The following is a 24,874-nucleotide window of genomic DNA, read 5'->3' as shown; positions in this document are numbered from 1 at the left end:
TCTCCGGGCCAGTTCACAAGGGGTGAACAACGTTCGCGCCGACCCCTTGGTTCCTTTGCACGAACATGACGTGGGTCACGTGGGCGGCGGAGTGTAGCAGAGGTGCCCGCCAAGCTTGTGAAGGGGCGCACGAGCCACCCCTCCTGAGGGGGTGGATACTCGGATGCATGAGCACCACGGAGCGTCCCAGGATCCTCGTAGTAGGCGGTGGGTACGTAGGTCTGTACGCGGCACGGCGCATCCTCAAGAAGATGCGCTTCGGCGAGGCGACCGTCACGGTCGTCGACCCGCGGTCGTACATGACCTACCAGCCCTTCCTCCCCGAAGCCGCCGCCGGCAGCATCTCGCCGCGCCACGTCGTCGTCCCGCTGCGACGCGTCGTGCGCGGAGCCGAGGTGCTCACCGGCCGGGTCACCACCATCGACCAGGACCGCAAGGTCGCCACGATCGCGCCGCTCGTCGGCGAGGCGTACGAGCTGCCGTTCGACTACCTGGTCATCGCGATGGGTGCCGTCTCCCGCACCTTCCCGATCCCCGGCCTCGCCGAGCAGGGCATCGGCATGAAGGGCATCGAGGAGGCCATCGGCCTGCGCAACCACGTCCTCGAGCAGCTCGACAAGGCCGACTCGACGACCGACGAGGAGGTCCGCCGCAAGGCGCTGACCTTCGTCTTCGTGGGCGGCGGCTTCGCCGGCGCGGAGACCATCGGCGAGGTCGAGGACATGGCCCGCGACGCGGCGAAGTACTACCAGAACGTGAAGCGCGAGGACATGCGCTTCATCCTGGTCGACGCCGCCGACAAGATCCTTCCCGAGGTCGGCCCCAAGCTCGGCCAGTACGGCAAGGAGCACCTGGAGAGCCGCGGCATCGAGATCTACCTCGAGACGTCGATGGACTCCTGCGTCGACGGCCACGTCGTGCTGAAGAACGGCCTCGAGGTCGACGCCAACACGATCGTGTGGACCGCCGGCGTCAAGCCGAACCCGGCGCTCGCCCGCTTCGGTCTGCCGCTCGGCCCCCGCGGCCACGTGGACTGCAACGAGAAGCTCCAGGTCAACGGCCTCGACTACGTGTGGGCCGCGGGCGACAACGCCCAGGTCCCGGACCTGGCCTCGATCAAGGCCGGCGTCCCGCGCGAGCGCGCCTGGTGCCCGCCGAACGCCCAGCACGCGCTGCGTCAGGCCAAGGTCCTCGGCGACAACGTCGTGGCCGGCATGCGCGGCTTCCCGCAGAAGGAGTACAGCCACGCCAACAAGGGCGCGGTGGCCGGACTCGGTCTGCACAAGGGCGTCGCCATGATCGTCATGGGCAAGATGAAGATCAAGCTCAAGGGCCGCCTCGCCTGGTACATGCACCGTGGCTACCACGGCATGGCGATGCCGACCTTCAACCGCAAGATCCGCGTCTTCGCCGACTGGACCCTGGGCATGTTCCTCAAGCGTGAGGTCGTCTCCCTCGGTGCCATGGAGACGCCGCGCGAGGAGTTCTACGAGGCGGCCAAGCCCGCCCCGGCGCCGGCCGCCCCGGCGCAGGAGAAGGCCAAGGCCTCGTAACCCCGCAGCACCCAGCAGTACCCCCGCAAGGGCCGTCCGCCATCCGTGGTGCGGACGGCCCTTCGCGTGTTTTTCGGCACTGATTTCGACGTCGTGGGACTGGATCGGCCACTGACGGTGTTCCCTTGGTGACAGGCATTTCTGGGGCTTCGAGATCACGGAGGTGTTGCACCATGGCCGACGCCGCGTCGCGGCTGACCGCGCTGGCCGAGGACGTGCTGGGAGCGAGGATCCCGGTGCGGCTGCGGGCCTGGGACGGCAGCGAAGCCGGCCCTGCGGGCGGCCCCGTACTGATCGTGCGCGAGCGCCGCGCCCTCCGCCGGCTGCTGTGGAAGCCCGGGGAGCTGGGCCTCGCGCGGGCCTGGGTGGCCGGTGAGATCGACGTCGAGGGCGATCTGTACGAGGTCCTGGACAAGCTCGCCGGGTTCATCTGGGAGCGCGGCGAGGAGTCGCGGAGCGCCCTGGAGACCGTGCGCGACCCGAAGGTGCGGGCGGCCGCCAAGGCCCTCCTGAAGCTGGCCGGCCCGTTCCCGCCGCCGAAGCCGCCCGTCGAGGAGATCCGCGGCCGCAGCGGCACCCGGCACTCCAAGCGCCGGGACAAGCAGGCGATCAGCCATCACTACGACGTGGGCAACGACTTCTACGAGCTGGTGCTCGGCCCGTCGATGGTCTACTCGTGCGCCTACTGGACCGAGGGCGGCACCCTCGAGGACGCCCAGCGCGCCAAGCTCGACCTGATCGCCCGCAAGCTGCGCCTGAAGGAGGGCGACCGGCTGCTCGACGTCGGCTGCGGCTGGGGCTCGATGGCCATCCACGCGGCCAAGGAGTACGGGGCCCGGGTCGTCGGCATCACGCTCTCGCGCGAGCAGGCCGCGTACGCCCGCAAGCGCATCGCCGACGAGGGCCTGACGGACCGGATCGAGATCCGGGTGCAGGACTACCGGGACGTCGTGGACGGCCCGTTCGACGCCATCTCGTCGATCGGCATGGCCGAGCACGTCGGCGCGGTCCGGTACCGGGAGTACGCGGACATCCTGTACCGGCTCCTGAAGCCGGGCGGGCGGCTGCTGAACCACCAGATCGCGCGCCGCCCGGAGGCCGACGAGGAGGCGTACGAGGTGGACGCCTTCATCGACGCGTACGTCTTCCCGGACGGCGAACTGTCGCCGATGGGCAGCACCCTGACGACCCTTGAGGAAGCGGGCTTCGAGGTGCGGGACGTCGAGGCGATCCGCGAGCACTACGCGCTGACGCTGCGCCAGTGGGTGGCCAACCTGGAGCGGGAGTGGGACCGGGCGGTCCGCCTCACCTCGCCGGGCCGCGCGCGGATCTGGCGGCTCTACATGGCGGCGTCGGCGGTGTCGTTCGAGCGCAACCGGATCGGCGTGAACCAGTTCCTGGCGGTGCGGACGCCGGGTCCGGGTGACTCGGGGCTGCCGCTGCGGACACGGGAGTGGACCGAGTCGTAGCGGTTAGGGATACGTTTCGGCGGACGGGGTGCCGGTGTTCTCACCGGCGCCCCGTTCTTCAACGTGTCCGGATTGTCATGCATATGACGATCAGCTACGCCCCGGAGGGGAACCCTTGCGCCCGCGCAGCCGATTCACCCGCCCCCTGCTCGCCCTGGCCGCCGCCGTCGGCCTCCTCACCGCCGCCCCGGCCCCCGCCGGCGCCGCGCCCGCCCCCGTGACCACCACCGCCACCTTCAACGACCCCTCGGGCGACACGACCGCCCAGAACCGCATCCGCGACCACATCGCCGACCTGGTGGGCCGCGCCGAGACGGGCTCCACCATCTCGGTCAGCATGTACAACTTCACCGACGACACCGTCGCCGCCGCCCTCGCCGCCGCGAAGACCCGCGGCGTGAACGTCCGGGTGATCCTGGACCACACCACCCTCACCACGTCCGGCAACGAGTACGACAACCTCGCCCGCGACCTCGGCACCGACCGCACCCAGGGCTCCTGGGTCTACGCCTGCCCGGCCGGCCGCGGCTGCATCGGCACCCGGCAGCTGCCCGACGACCCCGACGGGGCCATCAACCACAACAAGTTCTTCCTCTTCTCGTCCACCGGCGGGGCGAAGGACGTCGTCGTGCAGACCTCGGCCAACCTGACCGGCCTCCAGCGCACCGACCTCTTCAACAACGCCGTCACGATCGTCGACACCGGCCTCTACGGCATCTACCAGAGCTACTTCGCCGACCTGCTCGCCTACGGCACCTCGCCGACCGGCCTCGACGACTACTACCGGACGCCGGCCAGCGGCCCGTACAAGGCGTACTTCTTCCCGCGCAAGGAGACCGCCGGCGGCTCCTACGACGCCGACGCGAGCACCGACACCGTCAAGCTGATCCTCGACAACGTCGACTGCGCCGGCGGCACCACCCAGGTCCGGATGGCCGCCAACCTCTTCACCCGCCGCGAGGTCGCGACCCGGCTCGTCGAGCTGAAGAACGCCGGCTGCACGGTGATCCTCGCCCAGGACGGCGCCCCCGGCTCGATGAGCTCGGACGTCGAGTCGATCCTGTACGGGCGGCTCAGCAAGCGCGTCCAGTGCTACGAGGACCGGGGCACCGGGGTCGCCAAGGCGGGGCTGCACTCCAAGTACCTGCTCGTGGAGGGCACGTACGCCGGGGTGGCCGGCAAGAAGCTGGTGTGGACCGGCAGCCACAACTACACCTACCCGGCGCTGCGGTCCGGCGACGAGACGCTGCTGAAGATCGACGTCCCGGCGCTCTACGACCTGTACCGGGCCAACCACGACCAGCTGATGACCTACTGCGCGGGCAGCTGACCCGTACCCACGCATGGCGAAGGGCCGGTGTTCCCGTGGGAACACCGGCCCTTCGCCGTTTCGTACGGTCCTACTCGGCCTTGATCGCCTGGAGCATGTTCAGCTTCGCCGCGCTGCGGGCCGGCCACAGCGAGGCCAGCACGCCGACCAGACCGGCCAGGACCAGGAAGAGCCCGATCCGGCCCCACGGCAGGACCAGCGCGTAGTCCGGCAGGCTGCTGCGCAGCGTCTCGCCGATCGCCCAGCCCAGGAACGAGCCGAGGCCGATGCCGACCACCGCGCCGAACACCGAGATGACCACGGCCTCCAGCCGGACCATCCGCTTCACCCGGCGCCGGTCGAGACCGATCGCCCGCAGCATGCCGATCTCCTGCTGCCGCTCGAACACCGACATCGCCAGCGTGTTGACGACACCGAGCACCGCGATGATCAGGGCCATCGCAAGGAGGCCGTACATGATGTTCAGCATCATGTTGATGGCGCCGCCGAACTGGTCGCGGATGTCCTTCTGGTCCATGACCGTGATCGCCGGGTTGTCGCCGAGCGACTTCTGCACGGCCTTCTCGGCGGAGGCCGACGGGCCGCCGTCCATCTTCACGAAGATCTGCGGGATGTACGGCTTGGGGTCGTGCCTGTTGAGGATCTTGGCGTCCATGACCAGACCCGAGACGAACTCGCTCTCCTCGAAGAGCGCGCCGACCTTCAGCGCACCCTTCTTGTGGTCCGAGTAGGTCACGCGCAGCTCCGAGCCGACCTTCCAGCCGTTCGACTTCGCGGTCTTCTCGCCGACCGCGACCTCGCCGCCGCCGAGCGAGCCGAGCGAACCGTCCACGACCTTGAGGTTCAGCACCTTCTCGACGTCACCGGGGGTGACACCGGAGACGGACTTGAAGCCCGGGCCCTTCACGTCGACGTATCCGGCCTGCTGCGGGGAGACCGCCGTCGCGCCCGGGGTCTTCTCCACGGCGTCGAGCGCGGCCTGGCTCAGGCCCTCGCCGCTCGCCATGGTGATCATGTAGTCGGCCTTGATCTGGTCGGTCGTCATCCGGTCCACGGCCGAGCCGACCGTGGCGCCGAGCACCGACAGACCCGTGACCAGGGTGAGGCCGATGGCGAGCGCGGAGGCGGTGGCGCCGGTGCGGCGCGGGTTGCGGACCGCGTTCTGGCCGGCCAGCGCGCCCGCCACGCCGAACGGCTTGAGCAGCGGCCGGGCGAGCGCGATCACCGGGCGGGACAGCAGCGGGATCAGCACGATCACACCGATGAGGGCGAGGAACGCGCCGCCCGCGATCAGCATCCGGCCGTCGTCGCCGCCCTTCGACGCGCCGCCGGCGATGCCGGCCACACCGAGGGCGGTGATGATCGCGCCGATGGTGTTCCGCACGACCAGGGACTTCGTGGTGGCGACCGCGTGGACGCTGCTCATCGCGGCGACCGGCGGGATCTTGGCCGCGCGGCGGCCCGGCAGCCAGGCGGCCAGCATGGTGACGAGGACACCGACGGCGAGCGCGGAGAGCAGCGGGGTGGCCGTGACGACCAGGTCGCCGGCCGGGACCTTCAGGCCGAAGGTGCTCATCGCGGAGCGCAGCGCCGCCGCGAGCCCGATGCCGAGGCCGAAGCCGATCGCCGAGGCGACCAGACCGACCAGACCGGCCTCCGCGAGCACGGAGCGGGTGATCTGCTTGCGCGAGGCGCCGACGGCGCGCATCAGCGCGAGCTCCTTGGTGCGCTGCGCGACCAGCATGGTGAAGGTGTTGGAGATCAGGAAGATGCCGACGAAGAGCGCGATGCCGGCGAAGCCGAGCAGCATCTGGTTGACGGCGCTCATCCCGGCCTCGATGTCCTTGGCCTGCTGGTCGGCCAGCTCCTGGCCGGTCTGCGCGTCCGCGGTGTCGCCGACGACCGGCTTCACCTCGGCGAGGATCTTGTCGGCGTCCGCGCCCGGCTTGGCGGTCACGGTGATGTCGAGGAAGTGACCCGGCTTCAGGAACAGCTTCTGCGCGACCTCGGTGTCGAACAGGACCAGGCTGCCGCCGGCGTTCACGGCGCCGTCCTCGGTGGTGAAGACACCGGCCAGGGTGTACGTCTGGACGGGGCCGTTCGTGGCCACGCGGACCTGGTCGCCGACCTGGTAGCCGCCCTTGTCGGCGGTCTCCTTGTCGAGCGCGATCTCGTCGTCCTTCACCGGGCCGGTGCCGGCGGTGAAGGCGTACGCGGAGTCCTTGCCGTCCTTGCCGGGCGAGAAGTTGGTGCCCTTGTTGGACCAGCCGGCGCCGATCAGCTTGCCGCCCTTGTCCGGCACGCCGGCGAAGCCGTTGACGCGGCCGGTGGCGGAGGCGACGCCGTCGAGCGCGGCGATCTTCTGCCGGGTCTGCTCGGACAGGCCCGGAGTGGCGTTCGGGTCCTTCTGGTTCGGCGCGGCCGTGACGGCCACGGCGACGTCGTCGTAGCTCTTGGCGGACTGGTTGCGGAAGGCGTTGGAGAGGGTGTCGGTGAAGACGAGGGTGCCGGAGACGAAGGCCACGCCGAGCATGACGGCGAGCACGGTCATCAGCAGCCTGGCCTTGTGCGCGAGCACATTGCGCAGGGCGGTACGGAACATGGGAGGTCCTGAACGGAAGGTGGGACGGAGGACGGGGCCGGAGGACGGGGCCGGGGGCCGGGGCGGGGCCCCGCGAGGGGGCCCGGCGGCTCAGCTCGTGCGGCCCTTGGCGTCGAACGCCTTCATGCGGTCGAGCACGCCGTCCGCCGTCGGCTGGAGCATCTCGTCGACGATCCGGCCGTCCGCCAGGAACACGACGCGGTCCGCGTAGGAGGCGGCGACCGGGTCGTGGGTCACCATCACCACGGTCTGGCCGAGCTCGCGCACCGAGTTGCGCAGGAAGCCGAGGACCTCGGCGCCGGAGCGCGAGTCGAGGTTTCCGGTCGGCTCGTCACCGAAGATGATCTCCGGCTTGGAGGCGAGGGCGCGGGCCACGGCCACGCGCTGCTGCTGGCCGCCGGAGAGCTGCGAGGGACGGTGGGAGAGCCGGCCGGACAGGCCGATCATGTCGATGACCTGCTGCACCCACTGCTTGTCGGGCTTGCGGCCCGCGATGTCCATCGGCAGCGTGATGTTCTCCAGAGCGGTCAGCGTCGGCAGCAGGTTGAACGCCTGGAAGATGAAGCCGATCTTGTCCCGGCGCAGCTGGGTGAGCTGCTTGTCCTTCAGGGTGCCGAGCTCGGTCTCGCCGATCCGGACGGAGCCGGAGGAGAAGGAGTCGAGGCCGGCGACGCAGTGCATCAGGGTCGACTTGCCGGAGCCGGAGGGGCCCATGATCGCGGTGAACTCGCCCTGCCGGAAGTCCACGCTGACCCGGTCGAGGGCGACCACCTGGGTCTCGCCCTGTCCGTAGACCTTGGAGAGGTCGGTGGCACGGGCGGCCACCGCGGCGGTGGTGCGGGGCACGGTGGAGTAGGTGGTCACGAGGTGGACTCCTGTCACTACGTCTGTTCGGGAACCACTCCATCGTGTCGAGCGTTACGGCGCGGATCGTCCGTCCACGTGCCCGTTCCTGAGGGCGACTGGAGTCGGACCGGGCCGGCGGGCCGTCATCCTGAGGTATGACGGCGACCCTGAGGAGATTCCTGGCGCGGAGGGTGGCGGCCGGTGGCGGTGCCGTGGCGGCCCCGTGGTGGCGAGGTGACGAACCATCGCCCGATCCGGCGGCGAGTTTCCGTCAATCCGGCCCCGGGGGCTTTGCTGCCGCGATCCCCGTCACACTTCGGCCGAGGGGCCCCCACCTGCACTGACGCACCCTCAGGTGTCAATAAAATAAGACAACATCGGGCCAGCGTTCGACTGATCGGGCGAACGGGCCCAGATAGGCTCCTGTGCCAACGCGGAGCTTCGCGCCACGCCCGGGTGGTGGAACGCAGACACGGCGAGCTTAAACCTCGCTGGCCTTCGGGTCGTGCCGGTTCGAGTCCGGCTCCGGGCACCAGACGTACCAAGCGCTATTCAGGCTCCTCCTCACCGCTCACCTGATCGTTATAAAGGATCCTCCCTGCGCACGAGGGAGATTCTTTTGCCGTCGCATTACTCTTGACGCGAGGCCGTGCCAGTGCGGCCGTCCATGGAGGAGTGAGATGAGGAGCAGCAACCCGGTCTTCTCGCGACGGGGGTTCAGCCGCGACAACGGCTACGCGGGCTTCAACGCGCAGCAGCCGCAGGCCGGGGGCCCCGCCGTCGGAACGAACCCGTACGCGACCGGCAACCCGTACGCCGAGGGCGCGGCGAACCCGTACGCGACCAACCCGTACGCGCAGCAGGGCACCCAGTTCGGCGCCCCGCAGCAGGTCCGCACCAACACCATGACGATCGACGACGTCGTGAGCCGCACGGCCATGACGCTCGGCACGGTCGTCGTCACGGCGGTGCTGTCCTGGCTGCTGCTGCCGGTGGACCCGGCCAACCTCGGCAAGTCGTACGGCATCGGCGTCGCCGCCGGTCTGGTCGCGATGGTCCTGTCGCTGATCCAGTCCTTCAAGCGCCGCCCGACCCCGGCGCTGATCCTGGGCTACGCGGCCTTCGAGGGCGTCTTCCTCGGCGTCATCTCGGCCGCCGTGTCGACGTACATCGCCGACGGTGTGGTCGCCCAGGCCGTGCTCGGCACCATGGCGGTCTTCGCCGGCGTGCTCGTCGCGTACAAGATGCGCTGGATCCGCGTCACCCGCCGCTTCTACGGCTTCGTGATCGCGGCCGCGATCGGCTTCATGATCCTGATGGCGGTCAACCTGCTGTTCGCCGTCTTCGGCGGCGGTGACGGCCTGGGCTTCCGCTCCGGCGGCCTCGGCATCGTCTTCGGCATCGTCGGCATTGTGATCGGCGCCTGCTTCCTGGCCCTCGACTTCAAGCAGGTCGAGGACGGCATCACCTACGGTGCCCCGCGCGAGGAGGCGTGGCTGGCGGCCTTCGGTCTGACGATGACGCTGGTGTGGATCTACCTGGAGGCGCTGCGCCTCCTGTCGATCCTCCAGGGCGACGACTGACGCCACCGAGTGATCCGACGGGAAGGGCCCGTCCGGCAGCAGCCGGGCGGGCCCTTCCCGCTTCTCTAGTCCACGTGGGCGTCGAGCAGCACCCGCGCCGCGTCCTTCGCCTGCGCGGCCGGCTCCGAGGTGCCGTTGATGCCGGCGACGGCCATCGCGCCGTTGGCCAGCAGCGCCAGCTGGTCGGCGAGGCCGGGCGGGGCGTTCATGGCGTCGGTCTGCTCGGCGAAGTAGTCCCGCAGGGCCTGCTTGTGCCCGCGGGCGATCTCGGCGACGTCCGGGGAGATGCCGCCCATCTCGCCGAAGGTGTTGATGAAGGCGCAGCCCCGGAAGCCGGGGTCGGCGAACCAGGTGCCGAGGTAGTCGAAGACCGCCAGGACCCGCTGGTACGGGTTGGTGGCGTGGGTGTCGCCGTGGGCGGCGATGGCGGCGCGCATCGCCTCGTCACGGCGCTTGAGGACCGCCCAGACCAGATGGTCCTTGGACGGGTAGAGCTGGTAGAGCCGCTTGAGGGAGACCCCGGAGCCGTTGCGGATGGCGTCCATGCCGACGGCCTGGACGCCCTTCTCGTCGAACAGCGCCTCGGCCGTCTCCAGGAGCCTGAGCTCGGCGGATTCCGCTTCCACCATGGCGATCACCCGTGGGTCCAGAGTGGGAGAACCATCGTTCTCCCACTCTACGGCGGGACTCCCGTCAGAGCATGCGGCGGGCGGCCCGCCGGAGGTCGTACTCGTGGATGATCGCCTTGGCGTGGCCGTACGCGAGGCCGTGCTCGCCGCGCAGCCAGCTGACCTTCTCCTCGAAGCGGATCAGGGAGGGACCTTCCTCCACGGCCCTCAGCCAGTCGGCGATCTCACGACCGGTGCAGCGGGGGATGCGGGCGAGCAGGTTGCGGTGGGTCTCTTCGGAGAATGTGTGGGACATCGGCGCCTCCGGACGCGTTGTGCCGTGTGCTCCTTCACGTCACCGTGCCCGAGCGTTCGCCCGTTGGCAATGGTCCCCGGCGGACGCATAGGCTCGCGGAGTGCTTGATACGACTGAACTGACCGCCGCCGCCGAGCGCTTCGCCGACCGGCTGCGGGCCGCCCCGCACAGCCGCCTCCAGCGCGGTGCCGCCGCCGAAGGTCTGGCGCTGGCCAGGGAGTTGGCCGACCGGGCGCAGCGGGCGGAGTTCCCCGGCCGGGAGCCGGCGCCCATGCCGGACGCGGGCGTCTTCGTGGTCGCCGACCAACTCGTCGTGGCCGCCACGGATCTGGCCGAAACACTGCGAACGGCCCCGGCGGACGCCCCGGGGACCGAGGGGGCGCTGCACGAGGCCGTGAGACTGGTACGGGAGGCGGAGGCGCGCTCCGGGCTTTAGCCCCGCTTCACGGGGCGTCAGAGGGTCACAGGCTGGCGATCACGCGGTCCGCGAGGATGTACACGTTGTCCTCGACCGCCTCGCCGCAGGAGAACGTCAGCGCGTACGCGCCGGAGACGCCCGAGCCGCCGAGCAGGACCGGGGTGCGGCCCGCGCGCAGGGCCTCGGCGAGGCGCTCGGCGGTCTCGCGGTGGCCGGGGGTCATGCAGAGCGTGGTGCCGTCGGCGAACACGTACACGTCGAGCGTGCCCAGCGGGCCGGGCCGCACGTCGGTCAGCGCGGTCTGCGTGTCCGCCAGCTCCTCCAGGCGGGCCACCGTGCGCTCGTGGTCGGTCACCACAGGGGTCTGGACCGGCACGAAGTCGGGGTGCGAGGGGTGGCGGCGGCGGGCCGCGGCCAGCTCGGGGGAGTCCTCCGGGTACTCGCCGGCGGCGGCCGGCTCCGGGAACTCCTCGAAGGTGTCGAAGGTGTCGAAGACGTCCAGCGGGTCGACGGCGTCGAGCGCGTCCCGGGTCTCGCGCGGCTCGCGGTTCTCGAGCGCGGCGGCCTCCGCCTCCATGGCCTCCAGGGCCATCGCCTCCAGGCCGACGAAGTCGGACTGGCGCGGCACGAAGTACGGGCCCTCCTCGGCCGGGCCGGTCAGGCCGCCGAGCAGCGACGGGGCGTCGGCCGCGTCCCGGGCCTCCTGCGCCGCCCAGAAGGCGCGCGCCTCGGCGAGCTCGCGCTCGCGCTCCTCGGCCAGGGCCTCGGCGACAGCGGCCCGTATCTCGGCGGCCGGGGTCTGCCGGGCCTGGGGGACCGTGAGGCCGTGCGCGGTGGCGAGCTCGCCACGCAGCGCGGTGACCTGCTTGCGGAGACCGTGGGCAGCGTGCAGGGCGGCGGCGCCCACGACCGTGGCAGCGGCCGTGCTCACCAGCAGGGCAATGGACAGTGCGCTCACTGACGTACTCCCGATTCCGAGTCGATCCCCCGACTTCCTACATCAGCTTGTCGTGGGGGCGCACCGCCTGTCAGTGCATTACGTCACGAAATGGACAGGTATTTCGGCCGGGTGTTTGGTCCCGAAACGGCTGTGACCTGGGAAAACGACTCTCCCCCGGGATGTATGTCACATCCTGGGGGAGATTCGGTCACGGCTTGGACGCGGCGCGGTTAGGAGAGCCGCTCGATGACCATGGCCATGCCCTGGCCGCCGCCGACGCACATGGTCTCCAGGCCGAACTGCTTGTCGTGGAACTGGAGGCTGTTGATCAGCGTGCCGGTGATGCGGGCGCCGGTCATGCCGAAGGGGTGGCCGACGGCGATGGCGCCGCCGTTGACGTTGACCTTGTCCAGGTCGAAGCCCAGGTCGCGGTAGGACGGGATGACCTGCGCGGCGAACGCCTCGTTGATCTCGACCAGGTCGATGTCGGAGGTGGTGAGGCCGGCCCGCTGCAGGGCCTGCTTCGACGCCTCGACCGGGCCGAGGCCCATGATCTCGGGGGAGAGGCCGGAGACGCCGGTGGAGACGATCCGGGCCAGCGGGGTCAGGCCGAGCTCGCGCGCCTTGGTGTCGGACATGATCACGACCGCGGCGGCGCCGTCGTTCAGCGGGCAGCAGTTGCCGGCGGTGACCAGGCCGTCGGGGCGGAAGACCGGCTTGAGGCCGGAGACGCCCTCCATGGTCACGCCGGCGCGCGGGCCGTCGTCCGTCGAGACGACGGTGCCGTCGGGCAGCGTGACCGGGGTGATCTCGCGCTCCCAGAAGCCGTTCTTGATGGCCTGCTCGGCGAGGTTCTGCGAGCGGACGCCGAACTCGTCCATCTCCTGGCGGGTGATGCCCTTCCAGCGCGCCAGGTTCTCGGCGGTCTGGCCCATGGCGATGTACGCGTCCGGGACCAGGCCGTCCTCGCGCGGGTCGTGCCAGGTGGAGCCCTCGGAGGCGGCGACGGCGGCGGTGCGGGCCTCGGCCTCGGCGAAGAGCGGGTTGTGGGTGTCCGGCCACGAGTCGGAGTTGCCCTTGGCGAAGCTGGACACCATCTCGACACCGGCCGAGATGAAGACGTCGCCCTCGCCCGCCTTGATCGCGTGCAGGGCCATGCGGGAGGTCTGCAGCGAGGAGGAGCAGTAGCGGGTGATCGTGCAGCCCGGGAGGTGGTCCATGCCCATCTGCACGGCCACGATGCGGCCCAGGTTGTTGCCCTGCTCGCCGCCGGGCAGACCGCAGCCGAGCATCAGGTCGTCGATGTCGCGCGGGTCCAGCTCGGGGACCTTGGCGAGCGCGGCCTGGATGATCGTGGCGGTCAGGTCGTCGGGCCGCAGGTCCTTGAGGGAGCCCTTGAAGGCCCGGCCGATCGGCGAGCGGGCGGTCGAGACGATGACGGCTTCGGGCATCACGGCTCCAGAAGGGTGCGGAGTGGGCGGACAGAAAGGGAAGTTACCTGCACGTACCGCGTGGGTCACCGGCCGCGGCGTGTGATGCGGACCTCTTTTCTAAGCGCTCGCTCAGTCGCGCGGCGCGGCGGCCTCGTCCGGTGCCGCGGCGGCCTCGTCCCGCGGGGTCGCGACCTCGTCCTCGGGGAGGGGCACGGTCGTCTCCCTCTCTCCATCCTGCTCCCGTACGAGCGAGACCCCGGGCACCGGCAGCCGGCGCCGTCTGCGGTGCTTGAGCAGCGCCCACGGCGCCCGGGCCGCCGTGACCTCCGTACCGGCCTCCCGGGCCGCCTCGGCCGCGGCCTTCGCGACCGGCAGCCAGTTCTCGTTCCGCGCGACGTCGATCCGGTCCGGCTCCGGCCAGACGCCGAGCACCGCGCAGACCGTCGGCAGGATCGCCATCGCCGCCGTCGCGTACCCCTCGGCCGACGGGTGGAAGTTGTCCACGCCGAACATCTCGCGCGGATTGGCCGCGAACTCCGGCCCGAGCAGGTCGCCGAGCGACACCGTCCTCCCGCCCTGCTCCACGACCACGATCGTCTGCGCGGCGGCGAGCTGCCGGGAGGCCCGCCGGGCCAGCCAGCGCAGCGGCTGGTAGACCGGCTCGATGGTGCCGAGATCAGGGCAGGTGCCGACCACCACCTCCGCGCCGGCCGTGCGCAGCCGCCGCACCGCCGCCGTCAGACAGCGCACCGACTGGGTGGCGGGCATCCGGTGGGTGACGTCGTTGGCGCCGATCATGATGACGCAGACGTCCGGGGCGCCGGACGGAGCGGAGAGCAGCAGCGACACCTGCCGGTCCAGGTCGTCGGAGCGCGCCCCGGGCAGCGCCACGTTCCGCAGGTCCACCGGGCGCTCGGCCACCGCCGCGAGGCCCGAGGCGATCAGCGCGCCCGGCGTCTGCCCGGTGCGCCGCACGCCCTGTCCGGCCGCCGTGGAATCACCCAGAAGGGCCAGCCGCAGCGGCTCCTCCGGGCCGCCGTACTCCCGCCCGTAACGCCCGTCCGCGCCCGGCGGCAGCGGCGCCACTCCGCCGCCCACCGACCGCCTGGCCAGTGCCGCCTCGGCGAGCAGCACCCCGACCGCGGCGACGCCGAGCAGTCCGATGCTCCCGCCGCCGTACGCCGCCCCCGCCGCGATCCGCCGCGCCACCCTCGCTCTGGACATCGGAACGGTCACCTCCAGTCCGTCGCATCCAAGCGGTGTAACAAGCCGTCTTGCCGTCTACTGCCCCGTAAGCGGCACCGCCTACGCATTCCACGGAATACGCTGGCAGCACCATTACGGAGACCCCGGAGATTACGGTGCAATTCCACGACTCGATGATCAGCCTCGTCGGCAACACCCCGCTGGTGAAGCTCAACAGCGTCACGGCCGGCATTCAGGCGACCGTCCTCGCCAAGGTCGAGTACTTCAACCCCGGCGGCTCGGTCAAGGACCGCATCGCCCTGCGCATGATCGAGGCGGCCGAGGAGAGCGGCGCGCTCAAGCCCGGCGGCACCATCGTCGAGCCCACGTCCGGCAACACCGGCGTCGGCCTGGCGATCGTGGCCCAGCAGAAGGGCTACAAGTGCATCTTCGTCTGCCCGGACAAGGTGTCCACGGACAAGATCAACGTGCTGCGCGCCTACGGCGCCGAGGTCGTCGTCTGCCCGACGGCCGTCGACCCGGAGCACCCCGACTCGTACTACAACGTCTCGGACCGGCTGGTCCGGGAGACGCCGGGCGCCTGGAAGCCCGACCAGTACTCCAACCCGAACAACCCGCGCTCGCACTACGAGACCACCGGTCCCGAGCTGTGGGAGCAGACGGACGGGAAGATCACCCACTTCGTCGCGGGCGTCGGCACCGGCGGCACGATCTCCGGCACCGGCAACTACCTGAAGGACGTCTCCAAGGGCAAGGTGCAGGTCATCGGCGCCGACCCGGAGGGCTCGGTCTACTCCGGCGGCTCCGGCCGTCCGTACCTGGTCGAGGGCGTCGGCGAGGACTTCTGGCCGACCGCCTACGACCAGAACGTCGCCGACCGGATCGTCGCGGTCTCCGACAAGGACTCCTTCCAGATGACCCGCCGCCTCGCCAAGGAGGAGGGCCTGCTCGTCGGCGGCTCCTGCGGCATGGCGGTCGTCGCCGCCCTCGAGGTCGCCAAGGAGCTCGGCCCGGACGACGTCGTGGTCGTGCTGCTGCCGGACTCCGGCCGCGGCTACCTGTCCAAGATCTTCAACGACGAGTGGATGGCCGACTACGGCTTCCTGGAGGACACCAGCTCCGCCACCGTCGCCGACGTCCTCACCCACAAGTCCGGCGAGGTGCCCTCGCTCGTCCACATGCACCCGGACGAGACGGTCGGCCAGGCCATCGAGGTGCTGCGCGAGTACGGCGTCTCCCAGATGCCGATCGTGAAGCCGGGCGCCGGCCACCCCGACGTCATGGCCGCCGAGGTCATCGGCTCGGTCGTGGAGCGCGAGCTCCTCGGCGCCCTGTTCACCCAGAAGGCGGCCCTGGAGGACCCGCTGGAGGACCACATGTCCGCCCCGCTGCCGCAGGTCGGCTCGGGCGAGCCGGTCGCCGACCTGATGTCGGTGCTCGGTGAGGCGGACGCGGCGATCGTGCTGGTCGAGGGCAAGCCGACCGGCGTCGTCAGCCGCCAGGACCTGCTGGCCTTCCTCGCCGCGAGCGGCGGCACGAAGCAGCACTGACCCCTCGGGGTCGGGGCAGGTGCCGCGGGTACGTTCGCGCAAACGGTACGAGCGCGTCACGTACCCGCAGCACCCCCTTAACAAGGCGGCGGCAGAGTAGTCCCCGTCGGCGTCACGGACCTCCGGAGCGGCTCCCGGACCTCCAGGCCACGCCGTTGGACGCGGACCGGCCCTGACCCGGGCCCGTGTCCCCCGCGGGGACCGCCGTCGTCCCGCCCCCCGGAAACGGGGGTGCGGCGGTCCCCGCGCAGTCCTTCCCGTCGCCCCGCTCTTGCCCCTCTGCATATGCTCATGCAGAGTTCGCGGTTAATGAATAGCCGGTGGTGAGGTGGAAGGGGGACGGCAGGCATGAACGACAGCCCGGCCGGACGGCTGCAGGCGCTCTTCGAAGGGCAGCGGCTCACGCCGACGCAGCGGCGGATCGCCCACTGCATGGTGCGGCGCGCCGCCGACGTGCCGTTCCTGTCCAGCGTGGAGCTGGCCGAGCTGGCCGGCGTGAGCCAGCCCTCCGTCACCCGCTTCGCCGTCGCGCTCGGCTTCGACGGCTACCCGGCGCTGCGCCGGCACCTGCGCGAGAGCGTGCCCGCGGCCGCCGAGGAGGCCGCGGCGTACAACGAGTACCAGCAGGCCGTGCTCGGCGAGATCGAGAACCTCCGGCACCTCGCCGAGCTGCTCGCCGACCCCGCGCCCGTCGAGCGCGCCGGCCGGCTGCTCGCCGCGTCCCGGCCGCTGCCCGTGCTCGGGCTGCGGGCCGCGTCCTCGCAGGCGCGCGGCTTCGCGTACTTCGCGGGCAAGGTCCACCCGGACGTCCGGCTGCTCGACGAGGGCGGCACGATGCTCGACGACCGCATCGACGCGGCCGTACGGGCCGGCGCCTCGGCGCTGCTCTGCTTCGCGCTGCCCCGCCACTCGCGCGAGGTCGTGGACGCGCTCGCCTACGCCCGCCGGGCCGGGCTCACCGTGGTGACCGTCGCCGAGTCCGCCTTCGCGCCCGTCGCCGCCCACAGCGACCTGCTCATCCCGGCCGCCGTCGGCACCGGCCTCGCCTTCGACACGGCGTGCGCGCCGATGCTGCTCGGCCGGGTGCTCCTGGAGGCGATGGCGGACGAGCTCCCGGACGCGCAGGCGCGCCTGGAGGAGTTCGACACGAAGGCGGCCGCCCGCGGCCTGTTCGTGGACTGAGCCCGGCCCTCCGACGTCCGGCCGGGATCAGATCTCCAGTTCGGACTCGATCTTCTTCAGCTGGTGGCGGGCCATCGCCAGGTTCGCGCGGTTCTTGTCGAGGGCCAGGTAGAGGAAGAGGCCGCCCGCGCCGCGGGTCCTGAGCAGCCGGATCAGGTGGTACTGACTGCCCAGGGTGATCAGGATGTCCTCGATCTCCTCCTTGATGCCCAGCATCTCCATCGCGCGGACCTTGGCGCGGACCACGTCCGTGTTGCCGGCCGCGGCCACGTTCAGGTCGAGGTCCTTGCTGCCGCCGATCGTGCCGAGGGCCATGCCGCTCGTGTAGTCGACGAGCGCGGCGCCGATCGCGCCTTCGATCTGGGCGGCTTCCTTGAGGGAGGTCTCGGTGTTCGCCATGGTTCTTCCTTCTTCTCTGGGGCGTTTCTGGGGCTTCTGTGGGGCTTCTCTACGGGTCAGTTCTGGTTGCCGCGGTCCAGGGCGCCGTCGACCAGCTCGGCTATCCGGGCGCTGGACCGGCGCGCCTCCAGGTGGAGCCGGCCGACGTTGATGCGGGGCTCGGCGAGCAGGGTGAGGACGGCCGAGCCGCCCGCCGCGTACGTCGCCACATAGCCGTGCTCGCCGCGTACGAGCAGCTCGCGGAAGCCGCCCTGGCCGGTGGTGTCGGCGAGCCGCTGCCCGACACCGAGCGCGGCGGCCGTCAGCGCGGCCACGCTCTCCGCCTCGCCGTCCACGGCGTCCTGGGCGAGCACCAGTCCGTCGGCGCTGGCCGCGAGCGCCCCGGTGAGCTGTGGCAGCCGGGCCCGCAGCCGTCTCAGCTCGCCGAGCACGTCGGCTTCTGCGGTCATCAGTTGTCTCCTCTCGGCGCGCATGCGCAGAGCACGCCTCATCACAGAGCTGCCTCCAGGGCGTCACGGAGCCGGCGGAGCAGGGCGATGTCGGGGTCCTGGGTCGCCGCCGCCGCGCCGACCCAGGCCGGTACGGGCGGCGGTGCGGGCGGCGGTGCCTCGTAGGGGGTCTCGACCAGGCCGGCCGCGGCGAGCCGCCGTACGTCGAGCAGGGTGTGGAAGGCGGGCCGGCCGAGCAGCCGGGCCAGGTCCGCCGGGGTCCGGACGCCGTCGGCCGCCCTGAGCAGCGCCCGCTGGCGGGCGCCGACGGGCTGGCCGGGGGCGGCGGGGCGGGGCACGACGGGCGCGGTGTCGACGGCGGGGTAGGGCCAGACGGAGTCGAGGAGGTCGCGCCGGCGCCGGGTCTCGCGCTCGACGGCCCCGGTGTCGACCGGCCGCACCGCGCCGAACCAGTGCCCGACCCCGTACCGGAAGCGGGTCGGGCCGCTGGCGGGCGCGAGGGCGAAGAAGGCCGCGTCGAAGACGGCGCCGAGATGGCAGATCTCCAGCTCGCCGCCGTGCAGCCGGCCGCTGTCGACCAGGAAGCGGCCGACGGCTCCCTGGGCTCCGGCCCGGTCCACGGCCTCCTCCCAGCCCTCGCGGGGCAGCCGCCCGCCCGCGGTGAGGAGGACGTCGACGCCGGGGGCGCTGGGGCTCTCCGCGTGCACCACCCGGCCGTCGACGAGGTAGAGCGTGCCGTGGTCGCGGAGCAGGGCGCCGGTGGCCCGCTCGGCGGCGAGGCGGATCAGCATGGGGGAGACGGGGGCGGCGAGGGGCGCCGTTCCGGGCGGGGCCTCGGGCGGGGCCGGTATCGCGGTCATCCGAGGACCAGCCTCTCGGCGAGATCGGCGAGCCTGATGCGCGCGAGGGCGAGGTTGCCGACGGAGCGGTCGAGCCACAGGTGGAGGAAGACGCTGCTGTCGAAGGCCGTCTCCACGAAGCGGATCACGTGGTAGCCGGCGCGGTTGGTGACGATCAGGTCCTCGACGGGCGGGCCGCCGGTCGCCTCCGTCAGGTCCGGTGACTCGAACTCGGCAGCCGCGCGCGCCAGTTCGGCGCTCTCCGCGGCCGTCGTCTCGTGGTCGCCGACCGGTGACTCGCCCGCTGCCCCGAGGGCCAGTCCACTGGTCCAGTCGACCAGCCAGGCCCCGCGTGCCCCCGGCAGGCTCATCGCCTCCAGTAGACACTCGTCGATTCCGGGCACGCGTCATCCCCTCCCGAGCGCGGCGTGCGGACGTGTGGCAGTAACGGTGACGCTACTCAACGTCGCCTGCGCGGGCAGGAGTTCTGGCATTTTCCAGTGGAATTTGTCGAGTGGGTGGTACAACCGCCCGGAACCAGGCCTGCCCTCTGTCCTGTCGCAGTGAGCCTGTCGGATTCTCACCGCTTCTCGTTCGTGCTGTCGGATTCTCACTGCATCGCGCGTTGAGCGACGACGTCTGCCCCGTACGTGGGGTTTGAGCCCCGTCCTCCTGGCCCTGGAGGGGGCTTCGTTGTGCGGGGACTGTCGCACTCGCGCACGCCCCCGTCGTGCCGTGTAGTCGTTTCCCCTCTCCTGGGTAGGTTGCCGTGTGTCGACACTGGGGAGGGCGCATGCTGAAGAAGATCGCAGCCATGGGGGCGGCTGGGGTGCTGTGCTGGGGGCTGAATACGGCTCCGGCGAGCGCGGCGGCCACGTCGATGGAGTACGTGCACATCGAGAGCGTCGCGGACGTGGGTGAGTGCCTGGACTACCGGTCCGACTGGGGGCCGTACACGACGACGTGCAACGAGGGCGCGTACCAGACGTGGCTGATGTCCCCGTACGCGGAGACGGAGACGGAGCTGCGGCAGAATGCCGGGGCGCGGCTGTGTCTGGTGGCGCGCAACGGGGTGCCGGTGATGCGGGACTGTATCGCCGGGGACCAGGCGGCGCTGTGGACGTTGCATGATGGCGGCGGGGCAGGGTGGCAGCTGGTGAACAAGGCGACGAAGACGTGTCTGGTCGCGGGATCCGACGACCATCACCGTGTCGGCATGAACACGTGCTCGACCGGGGGCTCGCGGAGTTGGATCCTGTACTCCTGACCGTACTGGAGTCGGTCATCCCCTACGACACCACGAGTTCAACCTCGGTAGCCCGGGACCATGATCAGCCTCAGCCACCTTGCACCGTGGTAGGACACCAGGGCACGTACCGGAGGTTCTGCCTCCATCGAGAGCGCGACTTCCTCGAAAGCCAGGTGGTCTGAGAACCCGGAGCCGCCGACTTCTCAGACTACCTGGCATACCGCCAGGTCAACGGCTGGTCAGCTGACAGGTGCGCTTCGACAGGACAGTCGGGTGTGAGCTTGTGACAAGATCGCGGGATGCTGCGACTCACCGATTTCATTATCGACTGCCCGGACACGATGAAGTTGGCGGCCTTCTACTCCGAGGTGACGGGCCGTCCGATCAAGGAAGACAGCTCCGAGGACTGGGCTGGCATCCAGTTCGGCGAGATCGAGCTGGCATTCATCCGGGTGGACGACTATCGCGCTCCGCAGTGGCCCGACAGCGAGCACCCCAAGCAGTTCCACCTCGACTTCGAAGTGGACGAGATCGAGTCCGAGCAGCGCCGCGTCCTGGACCTCGGCGCGACGCTAAGGCAGGACTTCATCGGCCCCAACGGCTACGGCTGGCAGGTCTACACCGACCCGATCGGCCACCCCTTCTGCCTGTGCCGCAACAAGGGCGTCATCTGGACCGACCAGGGCCCGATCTGGCCCAAGCGCGACTAATTGGATTCCGGTCATGGAGAAGAGCGACATCACGATCAAGCTCACTCCCGACGAGGCCCTGGTCCTCTCGGACTGGCTGGAGCGAGTACAGATGACAGATCTCGGCCGTCTGGTCGACGATCCGGCCGCCTGGGCCCCGATCCACAAGATCGCGGGAACACTGGACAAAGCGCTCCCTGGGATCTTCGCCGCCGACCACGCCGAACGTCTGGAAGCGGCCCGGCACCGTCTCCGGACGGCCACGGGCAGCCTTGCCGAAGAGCGAGGCGGCTGAGCTGCCCTTACCCACCACCAGCGCGCTTCCGTGAAAGCCATGTCGTTTGAGAACGCCGGCCCGCGGCGTTCTCAAACGACATGGCAACCCAGCAGGTCAGCGGCCCACGATCTGTCAGCTGCTCTGCGACAGGACACCCTTACCCCCGCCGGGTCACCCCCGCCGCTCCACCGCCCGCGCGATCTCGTTCAGGTCCTTCGTGAGCGCCCGCGCCACCGCCCGCGCGCCGAGCCGGCTGAGCAGCCGGGTCAGCAGACCGGGTGGGCGGTCGTAGGAGGGGCGGGCGGTGAAGGTCATCCGGAGGGTGGTGGACCGGGCGGTGAGGGCCGGGCCGTCGGGGGCGAGGGAGAGCTCGGAGACGTAGTGCATGCCGTGCGAGTCGGCGACGGTGACGTACCGCTCGACCGGTTCGCAGACGGTCACCGTCATCTCCTCCGTGGCCGCCCGGCCCATCATCCGGCGTGTCTCGCGCCAGCGGGTGCCCACGCCGAAGACGCCCGGGGTGAGCACCTCGACCTTCTCGACGGAGGAGAGCACCCGGGGCAGGTCGCGCAGGTCGGTGATCGACTCCCAGACCCGCCCGGGGGAGGCGGCGACCTTGCGCTCCACGACCACGGAGGTGGTTCCTGTCATGGCTCCAGTCCTGTCATGGCTCCATGGGAGCACCGTCCGCCGTGTCCCGCAGGAGCGCGTCGGGGCGGTCGCCGCCCGATTCCGCGACGATCTCGTCGAGGGTCTGGGCCCGGCGCACGGTCGTGAAGGCGATCCGGCCGTCCTCCGTCGGGGTGAATCCGTGCACGGCGGGCCGGGGCAGGCTGTTGTAGGCGTAGTGGTGGGCGAAGTAGTACGCGCCGGTGTCCAGTGCCGCCACCACGTCACCCGGGCGCAGCAGCGGCAGCGCCCGCCCGGTGGCGAGCATGTCCCCGGCGAAGCAGGCGGGCCCGGCGACGTCCTGGACGACGGCCGGTTCGCCGGCCCGGGGGCGGCCCTCGGAGTCGTACGCGAGGATCCGCAGCGGCCAGGACTCGGGCGCGTAGACGGTACGGGTGGCGAGCTGGACGCCGGCGTGGGTGACGGCGATCGGGCGGCCGCCGGAGGTCTTGGTGTACTCGACGCGGGCGAGGATCAGGCCGTTTCTGGCGAGCAGCGAGCGGCCGAACTCGGTGACCAGCGCGTACCGCCCGTCGAGCAGTCCGGGCACGGTCGTGGCGAGCAGCCGCGCGTAGTCGGCGTAGGTGGTGGTGTCGTCGTCGGAGCCGAAGTTCACCGGGAGGCCGCCGCCGATGTCGAGGGTGTCGATCTGCTGCCGTCCGGCCTTGGTGTTGATCTCCTCGGCGAGCGCGTACGCCGCCCCGACGCCCTCGGCCATGAGGGCGAGCGGCACGCCCTGCGAGCCGGTGTGGGTGTGCAGCCGGGTGAGCCAGGGGCGGTCCAGATACGCCTGTACGACTGCTGCCCGGCCGCCCTCGTCGCGCAGTGCCACGCCGAACTTGGAGGTGGCGGTCGCGGTGGAGAGCGCGCCGATGGAACCGGCTCCGACCTGCGGGTTCACCCGGAGCCCGAGCGGTGAGGCGGTGGGCGTCCGGCCGACCAGGCCGTCCAGCCGGGCCAGCTCCTGGAGGTTGTCGGCGTTGACGGCCACGCCGAGCGCGAGGGCCTGGCGCAGCTCGGCGGTGGTCTTGGCGGGGGAGTCGAGGACGGTACGGGCCGCGGGCACCCCGGCGGCTCGGGCGAGGGCCAGCTCGCCGGGGCTGGCGACCTCGACGCCGAGCCCCGCGTCGTGCAGCAGGCGAAGGACGGGCACCAGCGGGCACGCCTTCACGGCGAAGGCGTGCAGCACGGGCGCTTCGGTGACGGCGGCGAAAGCGCTGGTCAGAGCGGTGGCGGCGGCGCGGATGCCGGCGGTGTCGAGGAGGGCGACGACGGGCTGCGCGGGGTCGAGGAGTCCTTGCTCGACGGCGGCGCGGACGGCCTGGTCGCGGGTGTCTTCCCGGAGGGTCGCGGTCATGGATCCATGGCACCACCGGGTGCGGCGCGGGCGCAGCCGTCGCGCAGCTGTTGACTAACTCTATTCAGCCGGTCAGGATGTGAATATCTGGACCACATGTTGTGTCGTGTCCCGATCCCCACTCCGAGGAGGCATCGCCATGTCAGGACCCCGCCCCGTACGGGCCGCGCGCGGTACGGAACTCAGCGCCCTGGGATGGCAGCAGGAGGCCGCCCTCCGGATGCTGCAGAACAACCTCGACCCCGAGGTCGCCGAGCACCCCGACAAGCTCGTCGTCTACGGCGGCACCGGCAAGGCCGCCCGCGACTGGCGCTCCTTCGACGCCATGCAGCGCACGCTGCGGACCCTCAAGCAGGACGAGACCATGCTGGTCCAGTCCGGCCGCCCGGTCGGCGTCATGCAGACCCACGAGTGGGCCCCGCGCGTCCTCCTCGCCAACTCCAACCTGGTCGGCGACTGGGCCAACTGGGAGGAGTTCCGCCGCCTGGAGCACCTCGGCCTCACCATGTACGGCCAGATGACCGCCGGCTCCTGGATCTACATCGGCACCCAGGGCATCCTCCAGGGCACCTACGAGACCTTCGCCGCCGTCGCCGCGAAGAAGTTCAACGGCACCCTGGCCGGGACCATCACGCTGACGGCCGGCCTCGGCGGCATGGGCGGCGCCCAGCCGCTCGCCGTCACCATGAACGACGGCGTCGCCATCTGCATCGACTGCGACCCGCGCGCCATCGAGCGCCGCATCGAGCACCGCTACCTGGACGTGAAGGCCGACAACCTGGCCCACGCCCTCCAGCTCGCCACCGAGGCCCGCGACGCCCGCCGCCCGCTCTCCATCGGCCTCCTCGGCAACGCCGCCGAGCTGCTCCCGCAGATGCTCGCCGAGGGCGCGCCCATCGACATCGTCACGGACCAGACCTCCGCCCACGACCCGCTGGCCTACCTGCCCGTCGGCGTCGCCTTCGAGGACATGGCCGACGCCGCCGCCAAGGACCCGGCCGGCTTCACCCAGCGCTCCCGCGAGTCGATGGCCAGGCACGTCGAGGCCATGGTCGGCTTCATGGACGCCGGCGCCGAGGTCTTCGACTACGGCAACTCGATCCGCGGCGAGGCCCAGCTGGCCGGCTACGACCGCGCCTTCGCCTTCCCCGGCTTCGTCCCCGCCTACATCCGCCCGCTGTTCTGCGAGGGCAAGGGCCCGTTCCGCTGGGCCGCCCTCTCCGGCGAGGCCTCCGACATCGCCAAGACCGACAAGGCGATCCTGGAGCTCTTCCCGGAGAACGAGTCCCTGCACCGCTGGATCAAGATGGCCGGCGAGCGCGTCCACTTCCAGGGCCTGCCCGCCCGCATCTGCTGGCTCGGCTACGGCGAGCGCGACAAGGCCGGCGAGCGCTTCAACGACATGGTCGCCTCCGGCGAGCTGGCCGCCCCGCTCGCCATCGGCCGCGACCACCTCGACTGCGGCTCCGTCGCCTCCCCGTACCGCGAGACCGAGGCCATGCTCGACGGCTCCGACGCCATCGCCGACTGGCCGCTGCTCAACGCCATGGTCAACGTCGCCTCCGGCGCCTCCTGGGTGTCCATCCACCACGGCGGCGGCGTCGGCATGGGCCGCTCCATCCACGCCGGCCAGGTCACCGTCGCCGACGGCACCGAGCTCGCCGGCGAGAAGGTCCGCCGCGTGCTCACCAACGACCCCGGCATGGGCGTCATCCGCCACGTCGACGCCGGCTACGACATCGCCGAGTCGGTCGCCGACGAGCGCGGGGTCCGCATCCCGATGCGTGAGGGCTCCGAGGACGAGGCCTCCGCGTGAGCCAGAGCTTCCACGCCATGTGGACGTCGCTGCGGCCCATCGGCCGCGGCGAGACGCGCGCAGCGGTGGGGGGGGGGGGGGGGGCGGGAGCGGG

24 protein-coding genes and 1 tRNA gene are annotated in these 24,874 nt (G+C 71.1%); 12 read left to right on the top strand and 13 right to left on the bottom strand.

The window, feature by feature from the left end; translation table 11 throughout:
• The first annotated feature begins 167 nt into the window (after positions 1–167).
• The 3 genes from ACWEV0_RS23190 to ACWEV0_RS23180 all read left to right on the top strand — a co-directional run bounded on the left by ACWEV0_RS23190 (position 168) and on the right by ACWEV0_RS23180 (position 4,352).
• Positions 168–1,553 carry an NAD(P)/FAD-dependent oxidoreductase gene (locus tag ACWEV0_RS23190; protein WP_453151311.1) on the top strand — a complete coding sequence of 462 codons (1,386 nt, stop codon included), beginning with the start codon at positions 168–170 and terminating at the stop codon, positions 1,551–1,553.
• 173 nt (positions 1,554–1,726) lie between these two features.
• Positions 1,727–3,022: a class I SAM-dependent methyltransferase gene (locus tag ACWEV0_RS23185; RefSeq protein WP_453151310.1), complete on the top strand. Its 1,296-nt coding sequence runs from the start codon at positions 1,727–1,729 to the stop codon at positions 3,020–3,022.
• 115 nt (positions 3,023–3,137) lie between these two features.
• Positions 3,138–4,352: a phospholipase D-like domain-containing protein gene (locus tag ACWEV0_RS23180; protein ID WP_453151309.1), complete on the top strand. Its 1,215-nt coding sequence runs from the start codon at positions 3,138–3,140 to the stop codon at positions 4,350–4,352.
• Positions 4,353–4,422: 70 nt separating this feature from the next.
• On the opposite strand, the gene ACWEV0_RS23175 is transcribed toward ACWEV0_RS23180, so the two are convergent.
• A complete protein-coding gene (locus ACWEV0_RS23175) occupies positions 4,423–6,954 on the bottom strand; it encodes an ABC transporter permease (protein WP_453151308.1) in 2,532 nt (843 codons plus the stop codon).
• Between the two features lie 90 nt (positions 6,955–7,044).
• Positions 7,045–7,818 carry an ABC transporter ATP-binding protein gene (locus tag ACWEV0_RS23170; RefSeq protein WP_453151307.1) on the bottom strand — a complete coding sequence of 258 codons (774 nt, stop codon included), beginning with the start codon at positions 7,816–7,818 and terminating at the stop codon, positions 7,045–7,047.
• A gap of 432 nt (positions 7,819–8,250) precedes the next feature.
• Between ACWEV0_RS23170 and ACWEV0_RS23165 the strand changes: the two genes are divergently transcribed.
• Positions 8,251–8,335, top strand: a tRNA-Leu gene (locus ACWEV0_RS23165).
• A gap of 145 nt (positions 8,336–8,480) precedes the next feature.
• Complete coding sequence (locus ACWEV0_RS23160; protein WP_453151306.1) at positions 8,481–9,383, top strand: Bax inhibitor-1/YccA family protein; 903 nt, start codon at positions 8,481–8,483, stop codon at positions 9,381–9,383.
• 65 nt (positions 9,384–9,448) lie between these two features.
• Here the strand turns inward: ACWEV0_RS23160 and ACWEV0_RS23155 are convergent, their stop codons facing one another.
• Together ACWEV0_RS23155 and ACWEV0_RS23150 are read right to left on the bottom strand one after the other, a co-directional pair.
• Positions 9,449–10,009, bottom strand: a complete 561-nt coding sequence (locus ACWEV0_RS23155; RefSeq protein ID WP_453151347.1) for a TetR/AcrR family transcriptional regulator — start codon at positions 10,007–10,009, stop codon at positions 9,449–9,451.
• A gap of 67 nt (positions 10,010–10,076) precedes the next feature.
• Positions 10,077–10,307, bottom strand: coding sequence for a DUF4287 domain-containing protein (locus tag ACWEV0_RS23150; RefSeq protein WP_453151305.1), 231 nt, complete (start codon positions 10,305–10,307; stop codon positions 10,077–10,079).
• Between the two features lie 100 nt (positions 10,308–10,407).
• Here ACWEV0_RS23150 and ACWEV0_RS23145 point away from each other — a divergent pair, with 100 nt between their 5' ends.
• Complete coding sequence (locus tag ACWEV0_RS23145) at positions 10,408–10,743, top strand: hypothetical protein (RefSeq protein WP_453151304.1); 336 nt, start codon at positions 10,408–10,410, stop codon at positions 10,741–10,743.
• Between the two features lie 25 nt (positions 10,744–10,768).
• Here the strand turns inward: ACWEV0_RS23145 and ACWEV0_RS23140 are convergent, their stop codons facing one another.
• The 3 genes from ACWEV0_RS23140 to ACWEV0_RS23130 form a co-directional block, all read right to left on the bottom strand.
• Entirely contained in the window at positions 10,769–11,683 is a 915-nt protein-coding gene (locus tag ACWEV0_RS23140) for a hypothetical protein (RefSeq protein ID WP_453151303.1), read from the bottom strand.
• Between the two features lie 212 nt (positions 11,684–11,895).
• Complete coding sequence (locus ACWEV0_RS23135) at positions 11,896–13,116, bottom strand: acetyl-CoA C-acetyltransferase (RefSeq protein ID WP_453151302.1); 1,221 nt, start codon at positions 13,114–13,116, stop codon at positions 11,896–11,898.
• A 111-nt stretch (positions 13,117–13,227) separates the two neighbouring features.
• A complete protein-coding gene (locus tag ACWEV0_RS23130; protein ID WP_453151301.1) occupies positions 13,228–14,322 on the bottom strand; it encodes an SGNH/GDSL hydrolase family protein in 1,095 nt (364 codons plus the stop codon).
• A 137-nt stretch (positions 14,323–14,459) separates the two neighbouring features.
• Here ACWEV0_RS23130 and ACWEV0_RS23125 point away from each other — a divergent pair, with 137 nt between their 5' ends.
• Both ACWEV0_RS23125 and ACWEV0_RS23120 read left to right on the top strand, forming a co-directional pair.
• Entirely contained in the window at positions 14,460–15,854 is a 1,395-nt protein-coding gene (locus ACWEV0_RS23125) for a cystathionine beta-synthase (RefSeq protein ID WP_453151300.1), read from the top strand.
• Between the two features lie 348 nt (positions 15,855–16,202).
• On the top strand, positions 16,203–17,036 hold the full coding sequence (locus ACWEV0_RS23120; protein WP_453151299.1) for a MurR/RpiR family transcriptional regulator: 834 nt from the start codon (positions 16,203–16,205) through the stop codon (positions 17,034–17,036).
• A 27-nt stretch (positions 17,037–17,063) separates the two neighbouring features.
• Here the strand turns inward: ACWEV0_RS23120 and ACWEV0_RS23115 are convergent, their stop codons facing one another.
• From ACWEV0_RS23115 to ACWEV0_RS23100, 4 genes are read right to left on the bottom strand one after another with little or no spacing between them, the layout of a single operon-like run.
• Positions 17,064–17,435 carry a hypothetical protein gene (locus tag ACWEV0_RS23115; protein ID WP_453151298.1) on the bottom strand — a complete coding sequence of 124 codons (372 nt, stop codon included), beginning with the start codon at positions 17,433–17,435 and terminating at the stop codon, positions 17,064–17,066.
• A 56-nt stretch (positions 17,436–17,491) separates the two neighbouring features.
• Positions 17,492–17,884, bottom strand: coding sequence for a roadblock/LC7 domain-containing protein (locus ACWEV0_RS23110; protein ID WP_451606597.1), 393 nt, complete (start codon positions 17,882–17,884; stop codon positions 17,492–17,494).
• Positions 17,885–17,925: 41 nt separating this feature from the next.
• Complete coding sequence (locus tag ACWEV0_RS23105; RefSeq protein WP_453151297.1) at positions 17,926–18,744, bottom strand: transcriptional regulator; 819 nt, start codon at positions 18,742–18,744, stop codon at positions 17,926–17,928.
• Entirely contained in the window at positions 18,741–19,127 is a 387-nt protein-coding gene (locus tag ACWEV0_RS23100; RefSeq protein WP_453151296.1) for a hypothetical protein, read from the bottom strand. The genes ACWEV0_RS23105 and ACWEV0_RS23100 overlap by 4 nt, the downstream gene beginning before the upstream one ends.
• A 389-nt stretch (positions 19,128–19,516) precedes the next feature.
• Between ACWEV0_RS23100 and ACWEV0_RS23095 the strand changes: the two genes are divergently transcribed.
• The 3 genes from ACWEV0_RS23095 (at position 19,517) to ACWEV0_RS23085 (ending at position 20,956) form a co-directional block, all read left to right on the top strand.
• Positions 19,517–19,990, top strand: a complete 474-nt coding sequence (locus ACWEV0_RS23095) for an RICIN domain-containing protein (RefSeq protein WP_450929255.1) — start codon at positions 19,517–19,519, stop codon at positions 19,988–19,990.
• A gap of 281 nt (positions 19,991–20,271) precedes the next feature.
• The gene (locus ACWEV0_RS23090) at positions 20,272–20,682 is read left to right on the top strand and encodes a VOC family protein (protein WP_453151295.1); all 411 of its coding nucleotides are present in this window, start codon (positions 20,272–20,274) and stop codon (positions 20,680–20,682) included.
• A gap of 13 nt (positions 20,683–20,695) precedes the next feature.
• Positions 20,696–20,956 carry a hypothetical protein gene (locus ACWEV0_RS23085; RefSeq protein ID WP_453151294.1) on the top strand — a complete coding sequence of 87 codons (261 nt, stop codon included), beginning with the start codon at positions 20,696–20,698 and terminating at the stop codon, positions 20,954–20,956.
• 153 nt (positions 20,957–21,109) lie between these two features.
• Here ACWEV0_RS23085 and ACWEV0_RS23080 read toward each other — a convergent pair whose 3' ends face one another.
• Both ACWEV0_RS23080 and ACWEV0_RS23075 read right to left on the bottom strand, forming a co-directional pair.
• A complete protein-coding gene (locus ACWEV0_RS23080) occupies positions 21,110–21,589 on the bottom strand; it encodes an SRPBCC family protein (protein WP_453151293.1) in 480 nt (159 codons plus the stop codon).
• A 13-nt stretch (positions 21,590–21,602) separates the two neighbouring features.
• Positions 21,603–22,964 (bottom strand): diaminopimelate decarboxylase, encoded by a 1,362-nt coding sequence (locus ACWEV0_RS23075; protein WP_453151292.1) that lies wholly within the window; start codon positions 22,962–22,964, stop codon positions 21,603–21,605.
• Positions 22,965–23,103: 139 nt separating this feature from the next.
• Between ACWEV0_RS23075 and hutU the strand changes: the two genes are divergently transcribed.
• Positions 23,104–24,780, top strand: coding sequence for a urocanate hydratase (gene hutU / locus ACWEV0_RS23070; RefSeq protein WP_453151291.1), 1,677 nt, complete (start codon positions 23,104–23,106; stop codon positions 24,778–24,780).
• Positions 24,781–24,874: the final 94 nt, after the last annotated feature.

It is taken from the genome of Streptomyces sp. NPDC003943 (assembly GCF_053605265.1).
This window is presented reverse-complemented; position numbering and strand designations above follow the sequence as displayed.